The sequence below is a fragment of the Leifsonia xyli subsp. cynodontis DSM 46306 genome, from assembly GCF_000470775.1.
In the GTDB taxonomy this organism is placed as follows: domain Bacteria; phylum Actinomycetota; class Actinomycetes; order Actinomycetales; family Microbacteriaceae; genus Leifsonia; species Leifsonia cynodontis.
Genome location: NC_022438.1, coordinates 1,228,338 through 1,246,325 on the forward strand (window position 1 = coordinate 1,228,338; position 17,988 = coordinate 1,246,325).

The 17,988-nt window shown below is 69.2% G+C and carries 15 protein-coding genes and 1 pseudogene; 9 read left to right on the top strand and 7 right to left on the bottom strand.

Annotated elements, in window-relative coordinates; genetic code table 11:
* The 3 genes from glgA to O159_RS05835 all read left to right on the top strand — a co-directional run bounded on the left by glgA (window position 1) and on the right by O159_RS05835 (window position 2,387).
* Window positions 1–1,182: a glycogen synthase gene (glgA, locus tag O159_RS05825; protein WP_021754819.1), complete on the top strand. Its 1,182-nt coding sequence runs from the start codon at window positions 1–3 to the stop codon at window positions 1,180–1,182.
* Window positions 1,183–1,214: 32 nt separating this feature from the next.
* The gene (locus tag O159_RS05830; RefSeq protein WP_021754820.1) at window positions 1,215–2,015 is read left to right on the top strand and encodes an ABC transporter ATP-binding protein; all 801 of its coding nucleotides are present in this window, start codon (window positions 1,215–1,217) and stop codon (window positions 2,013–2,015) included.
* 120 nt (window positions 2,016–2,135) lie between these two features.
* Window positions 2,136–2,387 (top strand): type B 50S ribosomal protein L31, encoded by a 252-nt coding sequence (locus tag O159_RS05835; protein ID WP_021754821.1) that lies wholly within the window; start codon window positions 2,136–2,138, stop codon window positions 2,385–2,387.
* A gap of 53 nt (window positions 2,388–2,440) precedes the next feature.
* On the opposite strand, the gene O159_RS05840 is transcribed toward O159_RS05835, so the two are convergent.
* From O159_RS05840 to treS, 3 genes are all read right to left on the bottom strand, one after another.
* A complete protein-coding gene (locus tag O159_RS05840; protein WP_021754822.1) occupies window positions 2,441–2,767 on the bottom strand; it encodes a DUF4190 domain-containing protein in 327 nt (108 codons plus the stop codon).
* A 60-nt stretch (window positions 2,768–2,827) separates the two neighbouring features.
* The gene (locus tag O159_RS05845) at window positions 2,828–3,511 is read right to left on the bottom strand and encodes a 3'-5' exonuclease (RefSeq protein WP_043994080.1); all 684 of its coding nucleotides are present in this window, start codon (window positions 3,509–3,511) and stop codon (window positions 2,828–2,830) included.
* Between the two features lie 61 nt (window positions 3,512–3,572).
* The gene (gene treS, locus O159_RS05850; RefSeq protein ID WP_021754824.1) at window positions 3,573–5,282 is read right to left on the bottom strand and encodes a maltose alpha-D-glucosyltransferase; all 1,710 of its coding nucleotides are present in this window, start codon (window positions 5,280–5,282) and stop codon (window positions 3,573–3,575) included.
* Between the two features lie 103 nt (window positions 5,283–5,385).
* On the opposite strand from treS, the gene O159_RS05855 reads away from it, so the two are divergent.
* Together O159_RS05855 and O159_RS05860 are read left to right on the top strand one after the other, a co-directional pair.
* Window positions 5,386–6,327, top strand: coding sequence for an alpha/beta fold hydrolase (locus O159_RS05855; protein ID WP_021754825.1), 942 nt, complete (start codon window positions 5,386–5,388; stop codon window positions 6,325–6,327).
* The gene (locus O159_RS05860) at window positions 6,324–7,406 is read left to right on the top strand and encodes a glycosyltransferase family 4 protein (RefSeq protein ID WP_021754826.1); all 1,083 of its coding nucleotides are present in this window, start codon (window positions 6,324–6,326) and stop codon (window positions 7,404–7,406) included. The genes O159_RS05855 and O159_RS05860 overlap by 4 nt, the downstream gene beginning before the upstream one ends.
* 37 nt (window positions 7,407–7,443) lie before the next feature.
* Here the strand turns inward: O159_RS05860 and O159_RS05865 are convergent, their stop codons facing one another.
* Window positions 7,444–8,025: a histidine phosphatase family protein gene (locus O159_RS05865; RefSeq protein WP_021754827.1), complete on the bottom strand. Its 582-nt coding sequence runs from the start codon at window positions 8,023–8,025 to the stop codon at window positions 7,444–7,446.
* 63 nt (window positions 8,026–8,088) lie between these two features.
* Window positions 8,089–8,952 carry a Sir2 family NAD-dependent protein deacetylase gene (locus tag O159_RS05870; RefSeq protein ID WP_021754828.1) on the bottom strand — a complete coding sequence of 288 codons (864 nt, stop codon included), beginning with the start codon at window positions 8,950–8,952 and terminating at the stop codon, window positions 8,089–8,091.
* A gap of 77 nt (window positions 8,953–9,029) precedes the next feature.
* Here O159_RS05870 and O159_RS05875 point away from each other — a divergent pair, with 77 nt between their 5' ends.
* The 3 genes and pseudogenes from O159_RS05875 to O159_RS05885 all read left to right on the top strand — a co-directional run bounded on the left by O159_RS05875 (window position 9,030) and on the right by O159_RS05885 (window position 13,537).
* Entirely contained in the window at window positions 9,030–9,863 is an 834-nt protein-coding gene (locus tag O159_RS05875) for a TrmH family RNA methyltransferase (RefSeq protein ID WP_021754829.1), read from the top strand.
* A gap of 10 nt (window positions 9,864–9,873) precedes the next feature.
* On the top strand, window positions 9,874–11,133 hold the full coding sequence (locus O159_RS05880) for a D-alanyl-D-alanine carboxypeptidase family protein (RefSeq protein ID WP_021754830.1): 1,260 nt from the start codon (window positions 9,874–9,876) through the stop codon (window positions 11,131–11,133).
* A gap of 31 nt (window positions 11,134–11,164) precedes the next feature.
* Window positions 11,165–13,537: pseudogene (locus O159_RS05885) on the top strand (ATP-binding cassette domain-containing protein).
* A gap of 355 nt (window positions 13,538–13,892) precedes the next feature.
* On the opposite strand, the gene O159_RS05890 reads toward O159_RS05885, so the two are convergent.
* Window positions 13,893–14,678: an SGNH/GDSL hydrolase family protein gene (locus tag O159_RS05890; RefSeq protein WP_021754833.1), complete on the bottom strand. Its 786-nt coding sequence runs from the start codon at window positions 14,676–14,678 to the stop codon at window positions 13,893–13,895.
* A gap of 71 nt (window positions 14,679–14,749) precedes the next feature.
* Here O159_RS05890 and O159_RS05895 point away from each other — a divergent pair, with 71 nt between their 5' ends.
* Complete coding sequence (locus tag O159_RS05895; protein ID WP_043994083.1) at window positions 14,750–16,570, top strand: DEAD/DEAH box helicase; 1,821 nt, start codon at window positions 14,750–14,752, stop codon at window positions 16,568–16,570.
* 47 nt (window positions 16,571–16,617) lie between these two features.
* On the opposite strand, the gene gdhA is transcribed toward O159_RS05895, so the two are convergent.
* Complete coding sequence (gene gdhA, locus O159_RS05900; RefSeq protein WP_043993561.1) at window positions 16,618–17,964, bottom strand: NADP-specific glutamate dehydrogenase; 1,347 nt, start codon at window positions 17,962–17,964, stop codon at window positions 16,618–16,620.
* Between the last annotated feature and the right edge of the window lie 24 nt (window positions 17,965–17,988).

Consider the following 17,988-nt stretch of genomic DNA (forward strand, 5'->3'; position numbering starts at 1 on the left):
ATGCGCGTCGATCTTCTCACCCGTGAGTACCCGCCTGCTGTCTACGGTGGCGCGGGGGTGCATGTGACCGAACTCGTTCGGGCTCTCCGGAACGGGACCGAGGTGTTCGTGCGGTGCTTCGGAGAGCCCCGCGAGGAGCCCGGCACCGTCGCCTACCGGGCGCCGGGGGAACTCGCCGGCGCGAATGGGGCGATCGCCACTCTGGGGGTGGATCTGCAGATGGCGCAGGACTGCGGCGGCGCCGACATCGTCCACTCGCACACCTGGTACGCCAACGCGGGCGGCCACCTGGCCAAGCTGCTGCACGACGTTCCGCACGTCGTCACCGCGCACAGCCTGGAGCCGCTCCGCCCGTGGAAGGCTGAGCAGCTCGGCGGCGGCTACGCCGTCTCCGGCTGGATCGAGAAGACCGCGTTCGAGGCGGCCGACACGGTCATCGCCGTGAGCGACGGGATGCGGCGCGACATCCTCGCTTCCTACCCAGCGCTCGATCCGTCGAAGGTGACTGTCGTCTACAACGGCATCGACCTCGAACGCTGGCGTCCGCTGGACGACGGCGAGAGGGTACGGGCGCTCGGGATCGACCCCGGGCGCCCCGCAGTGATCTTCGTCGGCCGCATCACGCGCCAGAAGGGCCTGCCGTATCTGCTCCGCGCTGCGAGGATGCTCCCGGAGGAGGTGCAGCTCATCCTGTGCGCCGGCGCCCCGGACACGCCGGAGATCCTCGCGGAGGTGAGCGGGCTCGTCGGGCGGCTGCAGGAGGAGCGGGACGGCGTGGTCTGGATCGATCGGCTGCTCCCGAACGATCAGCTGCGAGCGGCGCTCACAGCGTCCACCGTCTTCGTCTGCCCGTCGGTCTACGAGCCGCTCGGGATCGTGAACCTGGAGGCGATGGCGTGCGGCCTCCCGGTCGTCGGGACCGCCACGGGCGGTATCCCCGAGGTGATCGTGGACGGTGTCACCGGCAGGCTGGTGCCGATCGACCAAATGCAGGACGGCAGCGGAACGCCGCTCGACCCCGAGGCGTTCGTCCGCAATCTCGCCGCGGCGCTGACGGAAGTCGTCGGCGACCGGGAGCGTGCGGCGCGGATGGGGGCGGCCGGGCGGGTGCGGGCGGAGGCGGAGTTCAGCTGGACCGCCATCGCAGAGCAGACCCGGCTCGTCTACCGCTCGCTGGTCTGAGCGCGACCTGGACGGCGACTAGGCTAGAAGTCATGGCCGACAGCGTTCTCCGACTCCATGATGTGTCCGTGACCAGGGAGGGCGCTGTCGTCCTCGACGGAGTCGAGTGGACGGTCGAGCCGGACGAGCGCTGGGTGGTCCTCGGCCGCAACGGCGCCGGCAAGACCACGCTCCTTCAGATCGCCGGCGCCGTCCTGCAGCCCTCCGCGGGCACCGCCGAGGTGCTGGGCGAGCGACTCGGGGGCAGCGATCTCGCTGAGTTGCGCCCGCTGCTCGGGTTCGCCTCCAGTGCCCTGGCCCGTCGCATCCCACGGGACGAGAAGGTGGTGGATGTGGTGATGACCGCCGCCTATGCGGTCACCGGCCGCTGGAACGAGCAGTATGAGGACATCGATGAACGCCGCGCCCGCCGCGTGCTCGGCGAGTGGAATCTGGAGCAGCTGGCGGACCGTGCTTTCGGCAGCCTGAGCGACGGCGAGCAGAAGCGCGTGCAGATCGCGCGCGCAGTGATGACCGATCCCGAGATGCTCCTGCTCGACGAGCCCGCCGCGAGCCTCGACCTCGGTGGCCGCGAAGAGCTGCTTCAGCTGCTCGGCGGCTACGCCAGCGATCCCGCATCGCCCGCGATCGTGATGGTCACCCACCACGTCGAGGAGATCCCGCTCGGCTTCAACCGTGCGCTGCTGCTCACAGACGGCAGGATCGCCGCGCAGGGCCCGCTGGAGGAGGTCATCACGAGCGAGTCGCTGAGCGCGGCGTTCGATGTCGACATCGAGCTGACCGAGGCCGATGGCCGTTACGCGGCTCGGGCGCGTCCGGTCTCCGCGGACTGACCGATCTGCTAAACTCATCAGCTGGCCCCCTCGCCTCGCGGGCTGTCGTGGGCCCTCCGTTTTCCGTCCTCGCGCATCGAGCGTGCATACGACCGACTACTACGCAACAAGGAAGTCCTCATGAAGACTGGCATCCACCCCGACTACGCCCCCGTGGTTTTCCGCGACCTGGCCTCGGGCGCGACCTTCCTCACCCGTTCGACCGTCTCCAGCCAGAAGACGATCGAGTGGGAGGACGGCAACACCTACCCGGTCATCGACGTCGAGATCTCCTCCGAGTCGCACCTGTTCTACACCGGTAAGCAGCGCATCCTCGACTCCGCCGGCCGGGTCGAGAAATTCAACACCCGCTACAAGAACTTCGGCAAATAAGCAGCCGCGAAAAGGCCCCCGTCCACGGACGGGGGCCTTTTCGCGGAGCGGGCTCAGCGGATGTGATAGCTCGCCGCAGCGATCCCGGCCGCGACGATGGCGATGAACAGCACGACGAGCGCGAACTCGGCCAGGCCGATGACGATCGCGGCGATCGCCAGTCCGCGGCCCTGCTCACCGGTGCGCTTGATCTGCGAGAGCGCCACGAACCCGAGAATGACGCCGATGGCGCTCGTGAAGAAGGCGAGCACGAAGGCGATGATCGCGAGGGGGCTGTAGCCAGGAGCCGGGGGCGCGTAGCCGTACAGCGGCGGCTGAGCCTGGTTCTGCACTGCCTGGTTCTGCGGCGGCTGGGCCTGAGGGTTCAGCGGATCGCTCATGGGATTCATGACTATCTGTCGTGCGGATTCGGGGTAAGTGCCCCGGCGAGATGCTCCCGTTCAGCGCAGCGGCCAGTCTCCCGACGCGGTGAAGTCCGGATCGCGCACCCGGCGCATGTACTCCTGAAAATCCGCCGCCTGCTCCCGGCACCAGCCGATCTGCTTCCGGTGCAGCTCGGCCGCGTCGATCGCCAGATGCTCGGTGTGCCGCCGTACGAGCGCCTGTGCCAGGCGGCCGGCCGCGATGGCGTCCGCTCCCGCGTCGTGGGCGTCGGTGAGGACGATGCCGTAGTGGTCCGCGGTGACGGTGAGAGTGCGCTTGCCGGGCCGGAACTTGTCGACGGCGCGGTCGATGACCAGCGGGTCGATGATGGGGCCGGGGGAGTCGAGCGGCTCGATTCCGTGACGCCGGGCCTCGCGGTCGAGGAGACTGAAATCGTAGGGTGCGTTGTAGGCGACGACGGGGACGCCGCGGGCGAAGAGCCGGCGCAGCTGATCCACGATCGCCGCGATGCCGCCAGCGGCGTCCATTCCCTTCTCACGCGCCAGCTCGGTGCTGATGCCGTGGACGGCGGATGCCTCGGCGGGGATCTCCACCCCGGGGTCGAGCAGCCAGTAGCGGCCGTGGACGATCTCGCCGTGCTCATCGAGCAGACCGATGTGCGCCGTGACGACGCGCGCGGTCTCCACGTCCACGCCCGTGGTCTCCAGATCGAACACACCGAGTTCGTGGTCCCAGCTCATGCGCCGATGGTACGGCGAAGAGCGGATGCCGTCCGCGCGCCACACCGGGCTCCGGCCACGTTCACTCGCGGCGCGGCTCGATGTGCAGCCAGTAGAAGCTCTGGGTTCCGAGGGTGAGGGTGAAGCGGCCGTCTTCGGCGACGGTCGGGAACTCCGCGCCGCCGAACAGGTCGTACAATGTCCGCCCGGCGAACTCCGGCGCCTCGAGGGTCACGGAGACCGGATTGTGCGCGAACGAGAACACGCACAGCACATCCTCCGGCTGGTCGCCGAAGTGGCTGCCGCTGCCCTCGTACGTCCGCACGAAGGCCAGCACCGACTCGTGGTTGGTCGGCAGCACACGCATCTCGCCCAGGCCGAAGACGGGGTGCGCTTTCCGCACATGGATGACATTGCGTATCCAGTGCAGCAGCGAGCGCGACTGCGCGAGCTGCGCCTCCACATTCACCTGGTTGTAGTGATAGACGAGCGACTGGACGACCGGGAGGAAGAGCTTGCCCGGGTCGGCGCTGGAGAAACCGGCGTTGCGGTCGGGGGTCCACTGCATCGGCGTGCGCGAGCTGTCGCGATCGGGCAGCCAGATGTTGTCGCCCATCCCGATCTCGTCGCCGTAGTAAAGGAACGGGCTGCCGGCGAGGGAGAAGAGGAGGGCGTGGGCGAGTTCGAGCTCGGCGCGCGAGTTGTCCAGGAGCGGCGCGAGCCTCCGGCGGATGCCGATGTTGGCGCGCATGCGCGGGTCGTAGGCGTACCAGCCGTACATGGCCTGGCGGTACTCCTCGCTCACCATTTCCAGCGTCAGCTCGTCGTGGTTGCGCAGGAACACGCCCCAGGCGGACCCGTCGGGCACATCCGTGGTCTCGGAGAGGACGTGGATGAGCTCGGAGGCCTGCTGCGAGCGGAGCGCGTAGAAGATGCGCGGCATGACCGGGAAGTCGAAGGCCATGTGACACTCCGGCTCCTCCTCCGTGCCGAAGAAGGCGGCGACCTCCCGCGGCCACTGGTTGGCCTCGGCGACCATCATCCGGCCCGGGTACTCTCGATCGACCATCTCGCGGAGCCTCTTGATGAACTCGTGAGTGGGCGGCTCGCCCTCGCCGTTGCCCTCGTCCGACTCGTAGAGGTAGGGGATGGCGTCGAGCCGGAAGCCGTCGACGCCGAGGTCGAGCCAGAACCGGACGATGTCGAACATCGCGTCGTGTACGGCGGGGTTCTCGAAGTTGAGGTCCGGCTGGTGCGAGAAGAACCGGTGGAAGTAGTACTGGCGACGGGCCTCGTCGAAGGCCCAGTTGGAGTCCTCGGTGTCCACGAAGATGATGCGGATGTCCGGGTACTTGTCGTCGGTCTCGTTCCAGACATAGAAATCGCCGAAGGGCCCCTCCGGGTCGGAGCGCGACTGCTGGAACCACTCGTGCTGGTCGGAGGTGTGGTTCATCGGCAGGTCGATGATGATCCGCATGTTGCGCTCGTGCGCCTTGGTGACCAGATCGCGGAACTCGTCGATGGTGCCGAACTCGGGCAGGATCGCGCGGAAGTCGCTCACGTCGTAGCCGCCGTCGCGCAGGGGGGACTGGAAGAACGGCGGCAGCCAGAGCGCGTCGATGCCGAGCCATTTCAGGTAGTCGAGTTTGGAGGTCAGGCCCGCGAGATCCCCGGAGCCGTCGCCGTTGCTGTCGACGAAGGAGCGGACCATCACCTCGTAGAAGACGGATCGGCGATACCACTGCGGGTCGAGGGTGAGCCCGGGGAGCGTGATGGGTGCGGTGAAACTCACGGTTCTCCTTCCGGTGTCGAGGCGCCCGGTGCCAGCGACGACACCCAGAGAAGTCTAGGTGTACCCGGCGGTCACCTGCTCGCTCCTGCCTAGGATGGACCCGATGACCTCTTCGACCACAGACGCAGCTTCACCCTACGCCGCAGCGCTCGCTGCGCTGCCCGTCCGCCGCGAAGAGGTTCCGCTGCTCGGCGGGCTCACGCGGTACTGGGACTACGGGGACCCGGACGCCCGCACCACCCTGGTGCTCTTCCACGGCTTCCGCGGCGATCATCACGGCCTGGAGCCCATCGTCGCCCAGTTGCACGGAGTGCGCCTCCTCTCGCCGGACCTGCCCGGCTTCGGGGAATCGACTCCGCTCACGGAGGCGGCCCACGACATCGCGGGATACGGCCGCTGGCTGCGCGCGTTCCTCGCAGAGCTCGACCTGGACGGGCGCGTCGTGCTGCTCGGGCACTCGTTCGGCTCGATCATCGTCTCCGGGACGTTGGCGGAGCCCGGAGGCTGGCGACCGGACGCGGTGGTGCTGGTCAACCCGATCGGCCAGCCGGCCCTGCGCGGTCCGCGCGGCATCCTGACGCGGCTCGCGATCGTCTACTACGGGCTCGCGGCGGCGCTGCCCGAGCGGCTCGGTTTCGCGCTGCTGCGGAACCGGATCATCGTGCGGGCGATGAGCGTCGCCATGACGAAGACCAAGGACAAAGCGCTGCGGCGCTGGGTCCACAGGCAGCACGACCGCTACTTCTCGGCCTTCGGCGACCGGCGTGTGATGCTGGAAGCGTTCACCGCATCGGTCTCGCACGATGTGAGCGAGTACGCGGCGCGCATTTCGGAGCGGACGCTGCTCGTGGCGGCGGTCGACGACGACATCACGCCCATCGAAGCCGAGCGGCGGCTGCGGACGCTGTTCCCGGATGCCCGGCTGGTGGAGATCGCGGACGTGGGTCACCTCATCCACTACGAGAAGCCGGTCGAGGCGGCGAGGGCGATCGGGGCCTTCCTCGCCGAATGGAGCGGCCCGGCCGAGGGGAAGAGCCTCCCGTGAGAATCCTCTTCGATTGCCGCTACACGCGCATCGGCCGGCACGATGGCATCAGCCGGTTCACGGCGGGGCTCGTGACCGCTCTCGCGAAGCGGCACCCCGTCACGATGCTCATCAGCGATCACCGCCAGCTGGAGATGCTGCCCGCACTGCCGTGGGAGCTCATCGGCTCGCCGACCGGTCTGGGCGAGCCGTGGGTGGCACGCCGGGTCAACAAGCTGAAGCCCGATGTGGTGTTCTCACCGATGCAGACGATGGGCGGATTCGGGCGGCGATACCGGCTGGTGCTGACCGTTCACGATCTGATCTACTATCGGCACCCCGCACCACCGCGCGATCTGCCCGGATTCGTCCGGGTGCTGTGGCGTCTCTACCATCTGTCGTGGTGGCCGCAGCGCCTGCTGCTGAACCGGGCGGACGCGGTGGTCACGGTGTCGGAGACCACCAGGGAGCTGGTGGCTGAGCACCGGCTGACGAAGCGACCGGTCTCCGTCGTCACCAATGCGGCCGAGATGCCCACGATCCCCGGAAGGCGAGCCCTCCGCACGGCGCCGGAGACGAAGCGGCTCGTCTACATGGGGTCCTTCATGCCCTACAAGAACGTCGACACGCTCGTCCGTGCGGCCGCGCTGCTGCCCGACCACGAACTCCACCTCATGAGCAAGGTCACCGACGCGGAGGTCTCGCGGCTGAGCGCCCTCGCGCCGGGCGCGCGGCTGGTCTTCCACGACGGGGCGAGCGATGAGGAGTACGCGGAGACGCTGGCGAGCGCGACCGCGCTGGTGACGGCTTCTCGCGACGAGGGCTTCGGCATCCCGCTGGTGGAGTCGATGACGCTCGGGACGCCGGTCGTCGTCAGCGACATCCCGATCTTCCGCGAGATCGGCGGGACGGCGGCCCTGTACTTCTCTCCGGACTCGCCCGAGGAGCTGGCCGAACGCGTGCGGCGCTTCGAGGAGCCCGGCGTGTGGGCATCGCGCTCGGCGGCGGCGCGGCAGGACGCGGCGCGGTTCACTTGGGAGGCGTCGGCCGAGCGTCTGCTGACCGTGCTGACCGCGACGGCCGCCCGCGCGAGACGGTAGGACGAGGCGCAGGCGGCGAGCCCGGCCAGCACCAGCTTCACATCGCCGACGCTGTGAACAGATCGCGGTCTTCCAGGCCGAGGTTGAAGCGATCCAGGGTCAGCGTCCCGTCCTCGTACACGAAACGATGCACCGAACCGTTCGCGATGAACTCGCCCGGGCCGGGGACGGCATGGTCGGTGAGGTGGTGGGCCAGCGAGCCGATGACGCCGCCGTGGCTGACCACCAGGATGCTCTCGCCCGGGTGCCGTTCGCCGAGCTGGAGCAGCGCCGGCAGCGTTCGCGCCACGACCTCCTCGCGGGTTTCCCGGCCCGGCACCGGCGCGTCCTCCGGCCAGCGCTCAAGAATCTGCTCGCCGGTGAGACCCTCGGCCTCGCCGTAGTCGCGTTCGACGACCGCCGGGAGCGGCAGCGGGTCGCCGAGGCCGAGATGCCCGGCGATGATCCGCCCGGTCTCGTAGGCGCGGCTGAGCGGGCTCGCGTACAGGGCGTGGAAGCGGCCGCCGGCGAGGGCGCGGCCCGTTGCATCGGCCTGGCCGCGGCCGGTCTCGTTGAGCGGGATGTCGCTCGCGCCCGCTGTGCTTGGCGAGGTTCCAATCGGTCTGACCGTGCCGGACAAGGGAGATGAGCGTCACGCGCGTCCTTTCGTTCGAGGACGCGCCGCGCGTCCGCCGAGCGAAGGCTACACCAGCCGGCGGAAGAGCTGGGTCAGCGTCTCCGTGGTCCCCGCGTTCAGCTTGACGGTCGCGCGCGCGTCTCCCTTCGTCTGGCCGCGGTTGACGATGACGATCGGGAGCCGTCTGCGCCGCGCCTCCTCCAGGAGCCGGATGCCGGAGTTCACCGCCAGCGACGAGCCCGCGATGACGAGAGCGTCGGCCGAGCGGACGAGGGCGCTCGCCTCCCGGTACTTCTCGGCGGGGATGAACTCGCCGAAGAAGACCACATCGGGTTTCAGTCGCCCGCCGCAGACCGTGCAGTCCGGGACGACGAACGCGTCGATGTCCGTCACGATCGCGTTGCCATCGGGTGCGAACTCGACCGCGCCTTCGGCGTCCAGCCACGGGTTCGCCGCGTCGATGCCCGCGGTGACCGCCTCGCGCGCGAACAGCTGGCCGCAGACGAGGCAGAGGACCCGGTCCACCGAGCCGTGCAGATCGACCACGCGCCGGCTGCCCGCCTGCTTGTGCAGTCCGTCCACATTCTGCGTCACGACGCCGGTGGCCGCGCCGCCGTCCTCGAGCGCCGCCAGGGCGCGGTGTCCGTCGTTGGGGCGAGCGGCGGAGAAACGGCGGTAGCGGAGGTGGCTTCCGACCCAGTAGCGCTTGCGATGGCGATCGTCGGCGAGGAACTGCTGGAACGTTATCGGCGCGCGCTTCGGCGCTCCCTCGCCGCGATAGTCCGGGATGCCGGAGTCGGTCGAGACACCGGCGCCGGTCAGCACGGCGAACCGGCGGTCGCTCAGCACCTCGACCGTCTGGTCGAGGCCGCGCGCGAACTCGGGTGAGAGTTCGGCCGACAGCGTGCTGCCCGATGGCTCCGTGCTCACAGAAACCTCCTGGATCCCTGCCGAGTTTAACCGGCGCAGTTTTCGGATTTGTTTCCGCGTCCTGGCAATCTGGACGGGTGCAGATCCACCGTGTCACCGACCTCCATGCCGACGGCTTGGCCGACTACTATCGCCTGACCGATGTGGCCCTCCGTCGGGTCAGCGAACCCGAGGGCGGTCTCTACATCGCCGAATCGACGAAAGTCATCGCCCGCGCCCTGGCCGCCGGCCACCGCCCGCGCTCGGTTCTGCTCCAGGAGCGGTGGCTGCCCGATGTGGAGCCGCTGCTCGCGCCGTTTCCGGAGGTGCCGGTCTTCGTGGGCGAGGCGGCGGCGCTGCAGACACTCACCGGCTACCACCTCCACCGCGGGGCGCTGGCGGCCATGCACCGTCCGGCCTTGCCGGACCCGGTGGGGCTGCTGAGGGACGCGCGGCGGATCGTGGTGCTGGAGGACATCGTCGACCACACGAACGTCGGGGCGATCTTCCGCAGTGTCGCAGGGCTCGGAGCCGATGCTGTGCTCGTCAGCCCGCGCTGCGCCGATCCGCTCTATCGGCGGAGTGTGCGGGTCAGCATGGGCACGGTGCTGCAAGTTCCGTGGACGCGCATCCCCGAGTGGGACGAAGCGGCGCCGCTCCTGCGCGACGCCGGTTTCGAGATCGCGGCGCTGGCGCTGGCGGACGAGGCCGTCGCACTGGACGAGTACGCCGCGGTCCCTCCCGAACGGGTGGCGATGGTGCTGGGCTCGGAGGGCGACGGGTTGAGCCGGAGAGCGCTGGCCGCGGCGGATCGCCTCGTCGCCATCCCGATGCTGCACGGGGTGGATTCGCTCAATGTGGCCTCGGCCAGCGCGGTGGCGCTGTGGGCGCTGCGGGCGCGTTCTCAGGATCGCGGAGCCGACGGCGCCTAGAATCGCCACAATGTCTCCGCAAGTCCCCGTCGATCCATCGCGCCGCTCGACCCGCCGGCAGATCTACCGTCGCCGGCGGATCGCTGTGTTCGGCGGCGGGGGCGCTCTGCTGTCTGTGCTCCTGTACCTGTTCGGCTCCCTGATCGCCCCGGTGCCGGCGACGGCCGCGGTGGTCGAGCCCCAGCAGGCGCTCACGGAGCCCGCGGCGCAGCTGGTGTGGCCGGGGTACGGGTCGGCGGCGATCGCCGCGCCGGGCTATCCCGGGGCGACCGCATCCGACGGCAGCGACGCGAGCCTGCCGATCGCGAGCATCACCAAGACGATCACGGCGCTGGTCGTGCTCGAGAAGAGGCCGCTCGGCGGCAGCGAGCAGGGGCCGGAGATCTCCTTCACGCAGAAGGACGTCGACATCTGGAACCAGGTCGTCGGTGAGGGCGGCTCCTGGGCGCCGGTCAAGGCGGGGACCTCGATGACGGAGAAAGAGGCCCTCACCGCGATGCTTCTGCCGTCGGCCAACAACTATGCGATCTCGCTCGCGAACTGGGCTTTCGGTTCGACCGGGGCGTATGTCTCGGCGGCCAACGACTGGCTCGGAAAGGAGGGCTTCTCCGGCACGAAGATCACCAGCCCAGACGGGCTGGACCCGGGCAACGTCAGCACCACGAAAGATCTCATCGGCATCGGGAAGCTCGTCCTCGACTCGCCCGCGCTGTCCTCGATCGTCTCGCAGAAGACGGCGACGCTGCCGGGCGCCGGCGACCAGGACAACACGAATTCGCTGCTTGGCATCGAGGGCGTCGACGGTATCAAGACCGGCAGTACGGACGAGGCGGGGTTCTGCCTGCTGTTCTCGGCGGAGGTGCCGGTCGGCATGGTCACGGTACGTGTGCTCGGCGCGGTGCTCGGCGCGGACAGCCGCGACACCCTGTGGGCGGGCGTCGAGGGACTGCTGCGGAGCATGCGGGACGGTTTTCACGAGGTGGAGGCGGTGAGGGCCGGACAGGTGTTCGGTTCGTACGACACGCCGTGGGGGGCGGGCTCCGATTTGGTCGCGACATCCGGGAAGACATTCGTCGTCTGGTCGGACACGCTAGTCCGGGTCCACCTGGAGACGCGGCCGCTGCGGTCCGGCTCCCGGGGCGACCTCCTCGGCCGGGTGACTTTCACGTTCAGCGGCAAGAGCGAGACCGTCGAGCTCGCGCTGGCGAGGGATGTGCCCGGTCCCGGCTTCGGCTGGCGGATCGCCCATCCCGGCGGGTTCGGCGCATGAGGGACAGTGCCCCGGCGACAGTGAGGACAGGATGACCGCCATACCGGACAGCCACGATCGGATCCGCGTCCACGGCGCGCGAGCGAACAACCTGAAAGACGTGAGCGTCGAGCTCCCGAAGCGCCGGCTCACGGTCTTCACCGGGGTTTCCGGCTCCGGCAAGAGCTCGCTCGTGTTCGGCACGATCGCCGCCGAGTCGCAGCGGCTCATCAACGAGACGTACAGCTCTTTCGTCCAGGGCTTCATGCCCTCCCTCGCGCGCCCCGATGTGGACGTGCTGGAAGGGCTCACCACGGCCATCCTCGTCGACCAGGAGCGGATGGGCGCGAACTCGCGCTCGACCGTCGGGACCGTGACGGACGCGAACGCGATGCTCCGCATCCTGTTCAGCCGGCTCGGATCGCCGCAGATCGGGTCGCCCCAGGCGTTCTCGTTCAACATCCCGACGGTGACGGGCAAGGGCGCCATCACGATCGAGCGCGCCGGCACGGTCGGAAAGCCCGGCAAGACGGTCGAGCGGCGCACGTTCAGCCAGACGGGCGGCATGTGCCCGCGCTGCGAGGGGATGGGCTCGGTCACCGACATCGATCTGACTCAGATCTACGACGAGACCAAGTCCCTCGCCCAGGGCGCGATCACGGTGCCCGGGTACACCGCGGAGGGCTGGTCGGTGCGGATGTTCAGCGAGTCCGGGTTCCTCGACCCCGAGAAGCGGATCGCCGATTACAGCGAGGAGGAGCGAGCGGACTTCCTGTACAAGGAGCCGGTCAAAGTCAAGATCAGCGGTATCAACATGACCTATGAGGGTCTGGTGCCGCGCGTGCAGAAGTCGATGCTGTCGAAGGACCCCGAGGCGATGCAGCCGCATATCCGCGCATTCGTGGAGCGGGCCGTCACCTACACCGCCTGCCCGGACTGCGGCGGGACGCGGCTCAACGAGGGCGCGCGGTCGTCCACGATCGCCGGGATCAGCATCGCCGACGCCTGCGCCATGCAGATCAGCGACCTCGCGCAGTGGATGCGGGACCTCGACGAGGAGAGTGTGGCTCCACTGCTGGCGAACCTGCGCGGAACGCTGGACTCCTTCGTGGAGATCGGGCTCGGCTATCTCTCCCTCGATCGGCCCTCGGGCACGCTCTCCGGCGGGGAGGCACAGCGCGCGAAGATGATCCGTCACCTGGGGTCGTCGCTCACGGATGTCACCTATGTCTTCGACGAGCCGACGATCGGGCTGCACCCGCACGACATCCAGCGCATGAACGCTCTGTTGCAGCAGCTGCGCGACAAGGGCAATACCGTGCTCGTCGTGGAGCACAAACCGGAGGCGATCGCGATCGCCGACCACATCGTGGACATCGCGGACCGGGCGCGGGCGCCGCCGGGGGCACCGTCGTCTTCGAGGGGACGGTCGACGGGCTGCGCGCGAGCGGCACGCTCACCGGCCGGCACTTGGACGATCGTACCCGGGTGAAGGAGACGGTGCGGAAGCCGACAGGGACGCTGCAGGTGCGCGGCGCCGCATCGCACAACCTGAAGGACGTGGATGTCGACATTCCGCTCGGCGCTCTCGTGGTGGTCACCGGTGTCGCGGGCTCCGGCAAGAGCTCGCTCATCCACGGCTCGGTCGCTCCGCGCGAGGGCGTGGTCTCCATCGACCAGGCCGGCATCAAGGGATCGCGGCGGAGCAATCCGGCGACCTACACCGGACTGCTGGAACCGATCCGGAAGGCGTTCGCGAAAGAGAACGGCGTGAAGCCCGCGCTGTTCTCGGCGAATTCGGAGGGCGCCTGCCCGAATTGCAACGGCGCCGGTGTCGTCTACACGGACCTCGGCGTCATGGCGGGCGTCTCCACCGTCTGCGAGGTCTGCGAGGGCAAGCGCTTCGAGCAGTCGGTGCTCGACTACAGGCTCGGGGGCAAGGACATCAGCGAAGTTCTCGGGATGTCCGTGCGTGACGCCGAAGCGGTTCTTCGGAGACGGGGAGGCCCGGCTTCCGGCCGCGCACGCCATCCTGGACCGGCTGGTGGATGTCGGCCTCGGCTACCTCACCATCGGTCAGCCCCTCACGACCCTGTCGGGAGGGGAGCGGCAGCGGCTGAAGCTGGCGACGCACCTGGCGGAGAAGGGCGGCGTGTACGTCCTGGACGAGCCGACGACCGGGCTGCACCTGGCGGATGTCGAACAGCTGCTCGGCCTGCTCGACCGGTTGGTCGAGTCCGGCAAGTCGGTGATCGTGATCGAGCACCACCAGGCTGTGATGGCGCACGCCGACTGGATCATCGATCTGGGTCCGGGGGCGGGGCATGACGGCGGCCGCGTCGTGTTCGAGGGGACGCCCGCGGAGCTGGCCGCGGCGCGCTCGACGCTGACCGGCGAGCATCTGGCCGCGTACATCCGGCCATAGACCTCCCCTTCCTCCTCTCCCTTCCCCCTCCCGCCCCCCGTAGGGCCTGACGGCCGCGGGGAATGGAGGAGTTCTCGCCGGTATCCGCGCGAATCTCCTCCCTTTCCGGACATTCGGTGCTTCCCATCCCCGGTTCTCCTCCGTTTCCGTCACTCCTCCGTTTGCGACGGGACGGAGGGCATCGAGCATCCGTGCCGGCACGGACGCAACGGACGCAGCTGCCGGGGCGGCCAGCGTCCGTGGCGCGGGAACAGCCCCCTCGCAGGATTTCTCCCCAGACGAATGGTGAGCCCACCGCGGCTGCTGCGGTGCTCGCGCGCAGCGATCTGGTCCTCACTTGTCGGGAAGGCACACCCTAGCGATCGAGCTGGTAAGGTCCGGCGTCGGGCCGCTTCGGGAGCGTATGGTCGCCGGAGGACTGGTGCCGGATGCGGCGGATGACCCACGGCACGAGGTACTCGCGCGCCCACGAGAGGTCCTCGGAGCGCGCCTGCCGCCAGGTACGCGGGGGAAGGGGCTCGGGCTCGAGCGGTTGCAGCCCGTTCGGCACGTTGAGGGCCGCCAGCACCATTCGGGCGACGGTGTGGTGACCGAGCGGGGCGAGGTGGATGCGGTCGGCGGCCCACATCCGCTGATCCTGGATCTCGGTCAGCGACCACTGATCCGCGACGATGCAGTCGTGCTTCGCGGCGATGGCGCGGATGTTCTCGTTGTAGATGGCGACTTTGCCCCGGATGCCGCGGAACACCGGCGAGAATCCGACGTCCACGCCGGTGAACACGACGATCGTGGCGCCGTCTGCGCTGAGCCGGGAGACGGCCTCCTCGAACAGCGCGGCGATCTGGTCGGGATCGGTGCCGGGGCGGATCACATCGTTGCCGCCTGCGGAGAGGGTGACGAGATCCGGGCAGAGGGCCAGCGCGGGTTCGACCTGGTCGGCCAGGATCTGCTTGATGAGCTTGCCGCGGACGGCCAGGTTCGCGTAGGCGAAGTCGTCGGTCTGGCTGCTCAGCACCTCGGCGACCCGATCGGCCCAGCCGCGGTGGCCGCCCGGGCTGCCCGGCTCCGGATCGCCGATGCCCTCCGTGAAGGAATCGCCGAGCGCGACGTAGCGGGACCAGGGGTGCTGAGCTTCGACCATGCCTCCATTTTCGCATCGAGAGAGGATGTCGGACCGACCCGGTAGATTGGATTCACGTGGAGACGACAGCACTGCCAGACGATGAGCCGCGCACAGCAGACAGCGTACCCTCCGCCGTCCGCGTCGGCAGTTTCGCCGCCGAGCATCTCTCGCCCTCGTTTCCGGAACGCGCCGCCTGGGGGACCGCGGGCAAGCTGCGCGCCTGGCAGGCCGAGGCGCTCGACGCCTACTTCGCGACGGAACCGCGGGATTTCCTCGCGGCGGCGACACCGGGCGCGGGCAAGACCACGTTCGCGCTTCGGCTGGCGACCGAACTGCTCTCGCGGCGGACGGTCGAGCGGGTCACGGTCGTCGCGCCGACCGAGCACCTGAAACGGCAGTGGGCGGAGGCAGCTTCGCGGGTGGGGCTGCATCTCGATCCCGAGTTCAGGAACGCCGATGGGCGGCCCGCGCGTCACTACAAAGGCATCGCGGTCACCTATGCGCAGATTGCGATGCGGCCGAGCCTGCACAAGGACATCACCGAGGGCGACCGCACGCTGGTCATCTTGGACGAGGTGCATCACGGCGGCGACGCCCTGAGCTGGGGCGACGGCATCCGGGACGCCTTCGAGCGGGCCACGCGGCGGCTGTCGCTGACCGGCACCCCTTTCCGGTCAGACACGGCGCCCATCCCGTTCGTGACCTACCTGCCCGATCGGCAGGGCATCCGCACTTCGCTCACCGACTACAGCTACGGCTACGGCCGCGCGCTGGAGGACGGCGTGGTGCGGCCGGTCATGTTCATGGTCTACGCCGGCCAGATGCGCTGGCGGACCAAGGCTGGCGATGAGATGGAGGCGCGCCTCGGCGAGGGGAACACGAAGGACATCACCGCGCAGGCGTGGCGGACGGCGCTCGACCCGCGCGGAGAGTGGATACCGGCCGTGCTGGCGGCGGCGAATCGGCGGCTGACCGAGGTGCGCGCCTCCATCCCGGACGCCGGTGGACTCGTCATCGCGACCGACCACTATGCGGCGCGGGCGTACGCGGAGCTGCTCGAGCAGATCAGCGGAGAGCGGGCCACCGTCGTGCTCTCCGACGAGAAGGAGGCGAGCGACCGGATCGACGAGTTCGCTCGGTCCGATGCCCGCTGGATGGTCGCGGTGCGGATGGTCTCGGAGGGGGTGGACGTGCCGCGGCTCGCGGTTGGGGTGTACGCGACCAGCGCCTCCACCCCGCTGTTCTTCGCGCAGGCCATCGGGCGTTTCGTTCGCGCGCGCCGCCGCGGCGAGACGGCATCGGTGTTCCTCCCGGACGTTCCGGCCCTGATGGCGCTCGCGAGAGCGCTGGAGCTGGAGCGCGACCATGCGCTCGATCGTCCGAGCGAGGAGGGCGGCGAGGGCGACTTCTGGAACCCCGAGGACGCGATGATCGCCGAGGCCAACCGCCAGGAGCGGGCGTCTGAGGCGCTGACGGAGCTGTTCGAGTTCGAAGCGCTCGGCTCGGAGGCGAACTTCGACCGTGTGGTCTACGACGGCCGCGAGTTCGGCGGGTATGCGGTGCCGGGGACGGATGAGGAGCTCGATTTCATCGGCTTGCCCGGCCTTCTGGAGCCTGACCAGGTGCATGAGCTCCTCCTGCAACGGCAGCAGCGCCAGGCGCGGCGGCACGCGGCGCGGCCCGAGGCGGCGGACGGACACCCGCCCGCGCCCCTCCACCGCACGCTGAAGGAGCAGCGGCAGCTGCTGAACAGCCTGGTGGGTCTCTACTCGAAGAACTCGGGGGAGGCCCACGGCCTCATCCACGCCGAGCTGCGGCGAGTGTGCGGTGGGCCCGCGGTGGCGCAGGCGAGTGTGACGCAGTTGCAGGCACGGATCGACTACCTGCGCAAGCGGCTCGGCCGCCCCTAACCGGAGGCGGTCCCGGCGGAGCGGACCTTTCTCCTGTCGCTGCGCGGCTAGATGACCCCCAGGGCGAGCATGGCGTCGGCGACGCGGACGAAGCCGGCGATGTTCGCACCGAGCACGTAGTCGCCGGGGGCGCCGTACTCCTCGGCGGTCTCCGCGCAGCTGTCGTGGATGTTCGCCATGATGTCCGCCAGACGTCCCTCGGCGTAGTCGAAGCTCCAGGTGTCGCGCGAGGCGTTCTGCTGCATCTCCAGCGCGGAGGTGGCGACACCGCCCGCGTTGGCCGCTTTGCCGGGCGCGAAGAGCACACCGGCGGTGCGCAGCAGGTGGACGGCCTCTGGAGTACAGGGCATATTCGCGCCCTCGACGACCGCGAGGACGCCGTTCTGGGCAAGGGTGGCCGCCGCGGTCGCATCGAGTTCGTTCTGGGTCGCGGCGGGGAGGGCGATGTCGATCGGCGTCTGGGCGGCGATGGCCCAGATGTCGCCGTTGGCTCGGTACTCGGCCGAGGCGCCGCGGCGGGCGGCGTAGTCCGAGAGCCGGCCGCGCTCGTTCTCTTTGATCTGGCGGAGCAGGTCGAGGCCGTCGCGGTCGTAGACGACGCCGGAGGAGTCCGAGCAGGCGACGACGGTCCCGCCGAGCTGGTTGACCTTCTCGATCGCGTAGAGCGCGACGTTGCCGGAGCCCGAGACGAGGACGCGCGCGCCGGCGAAGTCCCGGCCGCGTGTGGCCAGCATCCGCTCGGCGAAGAAGACACTGCCATAATCGGTGGCCTCGGTGCGGACGAGGAAGCCTCCCCAGCCGATGCCCTTGCCGGTCAGCACGCTGGACTCGTAGCGGTTGGTGATGCGTTTGTACTGGCCGAAGAGATACCCGATTTCGCGGCCGCCCACACCGATGTCGCCGGCGGGCACGTCCGTGTACTCGCCCAGGTGGCGGTACAGCTCGGTCATGAACGACTGGCAGAAGCGCATGACCTCGCCGTCGGAGCGTCCCTTCGGATCGAAATCGCTGCCGCCTTTGCCACCGCCGATCGGCAGGCCGGTGAGCGCGTTCTTGAAAATCTGCTCGAACCCGAGGAACTTGACGGTGCCGAGCGTGACGCTCGGGTGGAAGCGCAGGCCGCCCTTGAACGGGCCGAGCGCCGAGTTGAACTCGACGCGGAATCCGCGGTTGACGCGGACGTTGCCCTCGTCGTCGGTCCACGGCACCCGGAAGATGAGCTGGCGCTCCGGCACGGTCAGCCGTTTCAGGACGGCGGCCTGGGCGTAGCGCGGCTGAGCGGCGATGACGGGGCCCAGGGAGCCGAAGACTTCCCGCGTGGCCTGGTGGAACTCGGGTTCGCCCGCATTCCGGCGAAGGACGTCGTCCAGGAGGGTGGAGAGCACAGGAGTCACGCTCGGCCTTTCTTCAACACAAGA

What these genes read in the sequence shown, in the direction of transcription:
- glgA (WP_021754819.1), top strand. Translation starts at nt 1, where the DNA reads ATGCGCGTCGATCTTCTCACCCGTGAGTACCCGCCTGCTGTCTACGGT.
- O159_RS05830 (WP_021754820.1), top strand. Translation starts at nt 1,215, where the DNA reads ATGGCCGACAGCGTTCTCCGACTCCATGATGTGTCCGTGACCAGGGAG.
- O159_RS05835 (WP_021754821.1), top strand. Translation starts at nt 2,136, where the DNA reads ATGAAGACTGGCATCCACCCCGACTACGCCCCCGTGGTTTTCCGCGAC.
- O159_RS05840 (WP_021754822.1), bottom strand. Translation starts at nt 2,767, where the DNA reads ATGAGCGATCCGCTGAACCCTCAGGCCCAGCCGCCGCAGAACCAGGCA.
- O159_RS05845 (WP_043994080.1), bottom strand. Translation starts at nt 3,511, where the DNA reads ATGAGCTGGGACCACGAACTCGGTGTGTTCGATCTGGAGACCACGGGC.
- O159_RS05855 (WP_021754825.1), top strand. Translation starts at nt 5,386, where the DNA reads ATGACCTCTTCGACCACAGACGCAGCTTCACCCTACGCCGCAGCGCTC.
- O159_RS05880 (WP_021754830.1), top strand. Translation starts at nt 9,874, where the DNA reads ATGTCTCCGCAAGTCCCCGTCGATCCATCGCGCCGCTCGACCCGCCGG.
- O159_RS05890 (WP_021754833.1), bottom strand. Translation starts at nt 14,678, where the DNA reads ATGGTCGAAGCTCAGCACCCCTGGTCCCGCTACGTCGCGCTCGGCGAT.